General features: G+C 56.8%; 7 protein-coding genes. All 7 read right to left on the bottom strand.

Annotated features, from left to right (window positions below; genetic code table 11):
* Window positions 1–21 precede the first annotated feature (21 nt).
* Window positions 22–1,101, bottom strand: a complete 1,080-nt coding sequence (locus B3Z49_RS07380; RefSeq protein ID WP_120224104.1) for an ABC transporter permease — start codon at window positions 1,099–1,101, stop codon at window positions 22–24.
* Window positions 1,088–2,722, bottom strand: coding sequence for an ABC transporter ATP-binding protein (locus B3Z49_RS07375; RefSeq protein WP_296989480.1), 1,635 nt, complete (start codon window positions 2,720–2,722; stop codon window positions 1,088–1,090). The genes B3Z49_RS07380 and B3Z49_RS07375 overlap by 14 nt, the downstream gene beginning before the upstream one ends.
* Before the next feature lie 63 nt (window positions 2,723–2,785).
* Entirely contained in the window at window positions 2,786–3,259 is a 474-nt protein-coding gene (locus B3Z49_RS07370; protein WP_008888438.1) for a nucleoside deaminase, read from the bottom strand.
* 103 nt (window positions 3,260–3,362) lie between these two features.
* The gene (xdhC, locus tag B3Z49_RS07365; RefSeq protein ID WP_296989477.1) at window positions 3,363–4,403 is read right to left on the bottom strand and encodes a xanthine dehydrogenase accessory protein XdhC; all 1,041 of its coding nucleotides are present in this window, start codon (window positions 4,401–4,403) and stop codon (window positions 3,363–3,365) included.
* A gap of 3 nt (window positions 4,404–4,406) precedes the next feature.
* A complete protein-coding gene (xdhB, locus tag B3Z49_RS07360) occupies window positions 4,407–6,812 on the bottom strand; it encodes a xanthine dehydrogenase molybdopterin binding subunit (protein ID WP_296989475.1) in 2,406 nt (801 codons plus the stop codon).
* Entirely contained in the window at window positions 6,805–8,298 is a 1,494-nt protein-coding gene (gene xdhA, locus B3Z49_RS07355) for a xanthine dehydrogenase small subunit (protein WP_296989473.1), read from the bottom strand. Before xdhA ends, xdhB begins: the two co-directional genes overlap by 8 nt.
* Before the next feature lie 8 nt (window positions 8,299–8,306).
* Complete coding sequence (uraH, locus tag B3Z49_RS07350) at window positions 8,307–8,660, bottom strand: hydroxyisourate hydrolase (RefSeq protein ID WP_063086743.1); 354 nt, start codon at window positions 8,658–8,660, stop codon at window positions 8,307–8,309.
* Between the last annotated feature and the right edge of the window lie 466 nt (window positions 8,661–9,126).

Below are 9,126 nucleotides of genomic sequence, written 5' to 3'. Positions count from 1 at the left end.
TAAAGGGAACAATCCATTCCATTATGCGGTTCTCCCTTTTGCCGCGATGGAGCCGAAACGAATGCGGTATTTGGTCAAGACATCACTGGCCAGCAGGAAGAACAACAAGATCCCCTGAAAAAGCCCGGTCACAGCATTGGGCAGGCCGAGTGTAATCTGCGCCAGTTCACCACCCAAATAGGTCAGTGCCATGATCAAACCGCCAAACAAAATGCCCACCGGATGCAAACGCCCAAGGAAGGCCACGATAATCGCGGTAAAGCCATAGCCGGGCGAGATCGATGGCTGAAGCTGCCCAATTGGGCCTGACACCTCAAACAAACCGGCCAGACCGGCCAGCGCACCACCCAGAAGAAGCGTAAACCAGACCATGCGTTTTTGACGGAACCCGACATGGCGGGCGGCCTGCGGGGCCTTGCCGACAACGCGCAGCTGGAACCCGATCACCGATTTCGACAGCAACAACCAACCGGCAATCACGACAAACACCGCGACGGCCGTACCAAGATGAACACGCGATCCTTCAAAGATGATCGGAAGCAAACCGGCATCCGGGAACGGACGGGATTCCGGGAAGTTGAAGCCTTCCGGGTTCCGCCAAGGACCATGCACCAGAAAGCTTAGAAACAGCGTCGCGACATAGGTCAGCATCAGGCTGGTCAGAATTTCATTGGCATTGAAGCGCGTGCGCAGCAACGCCGGGATTGCCCCCCAAAACGCCCCGCCCAACGCGCCCAGCACAAACATGGCCGGCAGCAAAAGCACGCTTTCGCTGTCATGGAAATAAAGCGCCAGACCACCCCCGAAAATCGCCCCCATGGTCAACTGGCCTTCAGCCCCGATGTTCCAGACATTGGCCCGGAACCCCATGGCAAGACCGACCGCAATGATGACAAGCGGGGTCGCCTTCACGAACAGCTCGGAAATGCCATAGCTGTTATTGATCGGCAGAATGAAGAACGTATAAAGCGCGTCAAACGGGTTCTTACCCATAAAGGCAAAGATGATCCCGCCGACGACAAGCGTCATAAGGATTGCCAGAACCGGCGACAGATAAACCATCGCCTGTGAATGCTGGCGACGGGGTTCAAGCCTGACCAACGCGACCTCCCTCTAATTGCGTGTTGTTCGCCGGGGTCGCGTTGCCTTCAAGATCATGAAGTCCCCCCATCAACAGACCGATTTCCTCGATGCTGACATCGGCCATCGGACGCGGTTTGGACATTTTGCCCTCCGCCATCACCACCACCGAATCACAGATCGCATAAATCTCGTCCAGATCCTGCGAAATCACCAGAACCGCCGTGCCCTTCGCCGCCAGATCCAGCAATGCCTGATGAATAGCACTGGCCGCCCCGGCATCGACACCCCAGGTCGGCTGGGAAATCACCAGAACACCCGGGTCCTGCAAAATCTCGCGCCCGACGATAAATTTCTGAAGGTTGCCACCCGAAAGCGATCCGGCCTCTGCCCCCGAACCGGTGGTACGCACATCAAAAGTCTTGATGATGTTATCGGCAAACGACTTGGTCGGGACTTCGCGGATCAACCCACGGGCCGAAAGCGCCATCCGCCGGAATGCAGTCAAAAACCCGTTTTCCGACAGGCTCATATCGGGCACAGCCCCATGGCCGTTGCGTTCTTCGGGAACAAACGTCGCGCCCAGTCGACGACGGCGGCGCGGGCCGAAATGCGCAACCGATTTGCCATCGATCTTGATGCTGTCCGGTGCTGCTTGCTGTTCGGTTTCACCGGCAAGGGCGCGGAACAATTCGTTCTGACCGTTGCCGGCAACCCCGGCAACGCCCATGATTTCACCACCGCGCACCTCAAGATTAATCCCCTTAAGGTCGGTACCGAACTGTTCATCACTTTCAAGCGACAGATTGGAAACCGCAAGCCGCACATCGCCAAACTCACGGGATTTACCCCGATCCGGCGCGGTCAGTTTCTGGCCGATCATCATTTCGGCCATCGATTTTGCGGTTTCTTCGCGCGGGTCACAACCGCCAACAACCTTGCCACCGCGCAGCACGGTTGCCTTCTGGCACAGGGCCTTCACTTCATGCAGTTTGTGGCTGATATAAAGGATTGCACAGCCTTCATCGGCCAAACGACGCAGCGTCTCAAACAGCTTTTCGACTTCTTGCGGGGTCAGGACCGAGGTCGGCTCGTCCAGGATCAGAAGTTTCGGGTTCTGCAACAGACAACGCACAATCTCGATGCGCTGACGCTCCCCAACCGACAGCGTGTAAACATGACGATCCGGATCAAGCGGCAGGCCATAGGTTTTTTCAACCTCAAGCACCTGCTTGCGCAGCGCATCCATATCGCGCACGTCATTCATCGCCAGCGCAATGTTTTCAAGCACCGTCATGGTTTCAAACAGCGAGAAATGCTGGAACACCAGACCGATCCCCATTTCGCGCGCATCATGCGGGCTTGCGATCGTGACCGGCTTGCCTTCCCAGATCAGCTCGCCCTCATCGGCCTGCAGCACGCCATAGATGATTTTCACAAGCGTACTTTTGCCAGCGCCGTTTTCCCCCAACAGCGCATGGATTTCACCAGGCTCGATACGGAAACTGATATCGTCATTGGCCAGACAGCCCGGAAAGGCCTTGGTCACGCCGCGCACTTCCAATTGCGCAGGCCCACCAGCCCCCTTCACGGTATTTGCCCCGGCTTCACCGGTCGTTGACGTCACTGTTGCCACCCCCATTTAGCGATATGTCTTGCATCCAGCACGCGGTTTTACCGCATAACGCATTGCAGTCAAACGGTCTCAATATTCGATCTTGTCGGCTTTGGCATCCCAGGCGGCAAACACTTCGCGCGCTTCGGGCAAATCGACATGCACAATTGGCAACGAACGATCTTCGATCGGCTTTGCCACCTCATCATACAGAAACTGATCATCAAATCCGATGGCAGCAGCATCTTCGCGGCCATTGGCGTAATAGATCTTGTCAAGGCGGGCCCAATAGATCGCAGACAGGCACATCGGGCAAGGTTCGCAACTGGTATAGATTTCACAACCCGACAGATTGAACGTGCCAAGCTTGGCACAGGCCGCGCGAATGGCGCTAACCTCGGCATGGGCGGTCGGGTCGTTCTGGGATGTCACATTGTTCCATCCTTCCGCAATCACTTCGCCATTGCGAACGATGATTGCCCCGAACGGACCACCGCATCCCTCATCCATCTTTTGCCGCGACAAATCCACGGCATGGCGCATATGGCCCTTGGCGTCACACACAGCCAAACTCTCCTCTACGAAACCTCTGGTCCGGTTGCCCGAACCGCCTGACAGGCCGTCATTGCGCGGCCCTTTATCATTAATATTGCCCTCAAAGAAGGCCTTAAGCGTCGCCCAACCCGTCTGATGCGGATTTTGGCATTTGCGTTTGCGTCATCTGTGCTTCACGCACCGATAACACCTGTGCGGCAACCGATGCCGCGATCACCACCGGCTGTTTGCCGGTAATGCCTTGAATTCCAATCGGAGTGGTCAAACGATCGATTTCAACCGGGCTCAACCCCCGATCAGAAAGACGTCGGATAAAGCGTGCGCGCTTGGTTTGGCTGCCGATCATGCCAACAAAACCAAGATCATCGCGCACCAAAGCCGCCCGGCAGATCTCGAAATCAAGCGCATGGTTGTGGGTTAAGATCAAAACATGCGCCCCGGCCGGGATATCGGCGACATCAGACTCGGGCTTATCACTTTGACAAACCTGAACGTTTTCGCCCTCGATACCCGCCAGAAACTCTTCACGCGAATCGATCAGGTGAATATCAAACGGAAGCGGTGCCAAGGCCTGCACAACCGCCTTGCCAACATGCCCGGCACCAAAAATCCACATCGGCGTTCGCGCGTCATCAAGGCGCAAACAAAGCGTTTCCACCCCGTTTAACGTAACAATCCCGCCACGCGCGCTCCCAAAACTGCCTGATAACATCTTGGCATGCGCCCCACTTACGCGCCCGATGTCGCTGCAATCGGTCGGCACAGTCACCCAATGGCCAGCCGCACGGATCGGTGCGGTTTCGATTTCTTGCAAAACCGTGCGCAGCGTTTCTTTGGCAACCCCGTGCAACAGATGAAAACCAACCTCGACGGAGCCACCACAACATTGCCCAAGTCCCGGCCCCAGCGGGAACCGGACGATCTCGGCAACGGCCATCTTGTCGGCACCCGCGTCAAAACCTTCACGCACCCGGCGTGTGACCTGATGTTCAAGGTTGCCGCCACCAATCGTGCCCGAAATCGCATCCGGCGTAATCAGCATGAAGGCCCCAACCTCACGCGGGGTCGATCCGCGAATGGCCGCAACACTGACCAGCATCACCGGACCGGGTTCGGACAACAGCCTGATATGATCGCGCCGCGACAGAGTCATGTCCTATTCCCCCGCCATTGAATGGGCTACATCGGCCGAATGCGCGTTCTCGATCATGCGCTTGGCGCAATCGGCCACGGCATGCAAAACCGCCTCGGGCGTTGCCGGGGTATCAAGTGCCGGGACAACCTTGTGATTGGCGACCGAGGCCACCGCATCGGCAATCGCACGATGCACCGAAATTGCCAGCATCAAGGGCGGCTCGCCAACCGCCTTGGACCGGTGAATGGTTTTTTCAACGTTTCGTCCTGACAACCACAGCTCCATACGGAAATCTTCCGGTCGATCCGAACATGCCGGGATTTTATAGGTCGACGGCGCATGGGTGCGCAGGCTGCCCTTGTCATCCCACCACAGTTCCTCGGACGTCAGCCAGCCCATCCCCTGAATGAAACCGCCTTCGATCTGGCCAAGGTCAATCGCCGGGTTCAACGACCGGCCGACATCATGAATGATATCAACCCGCGTCACCTTGTACTCACCGGTCAGGGTATCAATCAAAACTTCCGAGCACGCCATGCCATAGGCAAAGTAATAAAACGGCCGACCCGATGCGCTTTCGCGGTCATAATGGATTTTCGGTGTGGCGTAATAGCCCGTGGCCGACAGCGACACACGCGCCAGATAGGCCTGCTTGATCAGATCGGCAAAGGCGAGCTCATCCTTGTCGCCGACAATGACCTTGCCCGGCACAAAGCGTACGGCACTTTCCGCAACACCGTATTTCTCGGCGGCAAAGGCAATCAGGCGGTTCTTGATCGTCATCGCCGCATCGCGTGCCGCCATGCCGTTCATATCCGCCCCGCTGGAGGCCGCGGTTGCCGATGTATTGGGGACCTTGCCAGTATTGGTCGGGGTGATCTTGATCTGATCGAGATCGATCTGGAATTCCTCGGCCACGACCTGTGCAACCTTGATAAACAGGCCCTGCCCCATCTCGGTCCCGCCATGGTTCAGATGCACAGACCCATCCTGATAGACATGGATCAGCGCACCCGCCTGGTTCAGGAAGGTCGTGGTAAAGGAAATCCCGAACTTGACGGGTGTCAGCGACAGGCCCTTTTTCAAAACCGGGCTTTCGGCATTGAACGCCGTAATCTCTTCGCGGCGTTTGCGATAGTCGCTGGCTTTCAGGATATCGTCGGTCAGCTCCGAAAGGACATTGTCTTCGACCACCATGTGGTATGGCGTCGTGTTGCGATCCTTGGTGTCGTAATAGTTGGCAATGCGCACATCCAAAGGATCACGCCCGATGGTCATTGCGATTTCATCAATGATGCGTTCAATCGCGACCATGCCCTGCGGCCCGCCAAAACCACGAAACGCCGTGTTGGACACAAGATTGGTTTTGCAGCGGTACGACCGGATTTCGACATCGCCAAGGTAATAGGCATTGTCGGTATGGAACATCGCCCGGTCGGCAATCGCGGCGGACAAATCGGCCGAAAAACCGCAATTGGCCGCGTATTGAAGATCAAGGCCGCAAATCCGCCCGTCATCATCAAAGCCGACATCATAATCAACAATGAAATCATGGCGCTTGCCGGTCATGACCATGTCGTCATCGCGATCCAGACGGAACTTGGCTGGACGCCCTGTTTTGGTTGCAACGATGGCGGCCAGTGCCGCCCATTGCATCGCCTGCGTTTCCTTGCCGCCAAACCCGCCACCCATTCGGCGCACCTCAACCGTCACCGCATTGGCCGGGCGCCCCAGCACATTGGCAATATTATGCTGCACTTCCGATGGATGCTGGGTGGAGCAATGCAGCAACACATCACCATCCTCACCCGGAATGGCAAAGCTGATATGGCCTTCAAGGTAGAAATGATCCTGCCCGCCAATCTCCATCCGACCAGTTTGGCGATGCTTGGCGCGGGCCAATGCCGATTTGGCATCGCCCTGCTTCATCACATGCGGCGGTGCGACGAAAAGCTGCTTTTCCAGGGCCTCGGCCACATCCAGAACCGCTGGCAGTTCTTCATATTCAATCTCGGCCAGTTGGGCTGCCGCACGCGCCTGCGCCCGGGTTTCCGCCGCCACGCAAAAGACCGGCTGGCCATAAAATTGCACGATGCCATCGGGCAGAACCGGCTCATCATGGGTGTGGGCTGGCGAAACGTCATTGACGCCGGGGATATCATCGGCGGTCAGAACGCAAACCACACCGGGGGCCGAGCGGACCTTGGACAGGTCCAGTTTGGTAATCTTGCCATGCGCAATGTTTGATGCACCCGGTGCCAGATGAAGCGTTCCAAACGGCTCATTGATGTCATCAATATAGACCGCCTCGCCCGCCACATGTTTCGGGCCGCTATCATGTTTGGAGCTGGATCGAACACCACCGCTCAGTCCCGCGGTCGGTGCAATCACCTCGTCCATATCGGCTTTCAAAGCTTGATCAGACATGGGCCGCCTCCTTGCCAACAAGGCGGGTGGCAACGTCCGGCGCATTGGTTTCGATGAACAGCTTGGTCAAAAGGTTCTGTGCGACCAGCATGCGATATTCCTTCGATGCCCGCATGTCGGTCATCGGTTCAAACTCGCTGGCAAGTGCCATTTGCGCCGCATTGAGGTTGGCTTCATTCCAATCCTTGCCGATCAGGGCTGCTTCGCACTTCTTGGCCCGCATCGGGGTACCTGCCATGCCACCAAAGGCCGCCCGGAATTCAGAAACCTTGCCGTCATCAGTTTTGATCGCAAAGGCCCCGAGAACGGCCGTGATATCCTGATCAAACCGTTTGGAGATTTTGTAAGCCTTGAACACCAATCCGCTGTGCGGTTTGGGCACAATCACGCTTTCGACAAACTCGCCCGCAACCCGATCCTGCTTGCCATAGCTGATAAAGAATTCTTCGAGCGGGACTTCACGACGCACATCGCCCATGCGCAGCACGATCTTGGCCCCCAGCGCAATCAAGGCCGGCGGCGTATCGCCAATCGGCGATCCGTTGGCGATATTACCGCCGACAGTCCCGGCATTGCGGATTTGTCTTGAGCCAATCCGGCGTACCAGTTCACCGACATCGGCGGCCACCCGGCCCAGCGCCTCATGCGCCCGGCTATAGGTCACACCAGCCCCGATAATCAGCGCATCTTGGGTTTCATAAACCGATTGGATATCGGCGACATCGCCAATGTAAATGATCGGATCCAGACGCTTCAGCATCTTGGTCACCCAAAGCCCGACATCCGTCCCCCCGGCCAGAACCGTGGCATCCGGGTGCGCCACCAAAAGAGCGGCCAGCTCATCAGACGTGCGCGGTGCGAAATAACGCCCGGCCGGATGCTCAAGCGCAAGCGTACCTTCGCCTTCGACCATCGCAGTCAATTTGGCGGCAATATCAGCCCGGCGTTTTTGCTCCACGCTGTCATTGGCGGCAACACCACCGGCCTTGCGCGCAGCCTCGATAATCGGGCCATAGCCGGTGCAACGGCAAAGGTTCCCGGCCAGCGCATCATTGATCGCACCGCGGTCATCTTCGCCACCATCCAGCCACAGCTGATAAAGGCTCATGACAAAGCCCGGCGTACAGAAACCGCATTGCGATCCGTGGGTATCGACCATCGCCTGCTGCACTGGGTGCAGGGTACCGTCCGTGGATTTAAGATGCTCCACGGTCAAAAGCTGCTTGCCATCAAGGGTTGGCACAAACTGGATGCAGGCATTGACCGTGCGATACGCCATTCCGCCCTTGCCATCGGGTTCGCCCAGCACAACCGTGCAGGCCCCGCAATCACCCTCGGCACAGCCTTCCTTGGTTCCGGACTTGCGCTCAGAAAGGCGCAGATATTCAAGAACCGTCATCTGCGGATCAATATCGCGCAGGCTGCGTTCCTCGTCGCCGAGCAAAAAACGGATATCAGAACGGAAGGATCCGGTCGCACTTGCCATGTCTGTCCTCAGCTACCGCGATAGGTGGAATAGCCGAACGGCGACAGCAACAGCGGCACATGGTAATGCGCCTGCCCATCAGAAATACCGAACCGGATCACGACCTGATCCAGGAATTTCGGATCGGGAAGCTCCGTACCGCTGGCATCAAAATAATCACCGGCATGGAAAACAAGCTGATACTGGCCGGGTTTGAAAGAGGCCCCCTCAAGCATCGGGCCTTCGGTGCGGCCATCGGCATTGGTCACGGCTTCGGCAACCAAGTCATCATGGCCGTTGCCAAAGCGATGCAGCTCAATGCGGATTCCGGCGGCAGGGCAGCCTTTTGCCGTATCCAGTACATGGGTGGTCAGTCGTCCCATGCCGGGCCTCCTCTCTCGTTCTTTAATTTTATGAGCGGTCGCTTTTCCCCGGGAACGGCATTCTGTTTATGTAGTTTTGTGCCGAACCATTTTTAAGCGATCTAAAATCGTCGCATTACACCCCGTCCGGGGGAAAGAGGCGATAACGTGAAACTATATCAACAAATCTTTGAAAAACGAATAGAACCGTTTCAGGCATTATGAACCGAAACACAGGCAAAAAGCTGTGAAAGACCGCGAAAAACGTGGCCCCGATCTGATCCCGTCCAGGAACATTATCAAAACAGCCTTGATAGTGCGGCACGTCCTTGGCCCAGCATCCGCAGGTTTCTTTCTTGCTGCGCTGCGGCCGATGGTTAATGCTACACCAAACAGGCCCGACAACAAAGCCGGGCGTACGGGATCAATCCCACAGAATTCAGGAGAAGGTTCGCATGAACGACCAGACATATGCGCGTGATTTGAT

Source organism: Thalassospira sp. UBA1131 (assembly GCF_002311515.1).
Lineage (GTDB): Bacteria > Pseudomonadota > Alphaproteobacteria > Rhodospirillales > Thalassospiraceae > Thalassospira.
This window is presented reverse-complemented; position numbering and strand designations above follow the sequence as displayed.

Excerpts from the sequence above, each read along its gene's own strand:
- xdhB (WP_296989475.1), bottom strand. The coding sequence starts at position 6,812 with ATGTCTGATCAAGCTTTGAAAGCCGATATGGACGAGGTGATTGCACCG.
- xdhA (WP_296989473.1), bottom strand. The coding sequence starts at position 8,298 with ATGGCAAGTGCGACCGGATCCTTCCGTTCTGATATCCGTTTTTTGCTC.
- B3Z49_RS07375 (WP_296989480.1), bottom strand. The coding sequence starts at position 2,722 with ATGGGGGTGGCAACAGTGACGTCAACGACCGGTGAAGCCGGGGCAAAT.
- xdhC (WP_296989477.1), bottom strand. The coding sequence starts at position 4,403 with ATGACTCTGTCGCGGCGCGATCATATCAGGCTGTTGTCCGAACCCGGT.
- uraH (WP_063086743.1), bottom strand. The coding sequence starts at position 8,660 with ATGGGACGACTGACCACCCATGTACTGGATACGGCAAAAGGCTGCCCT.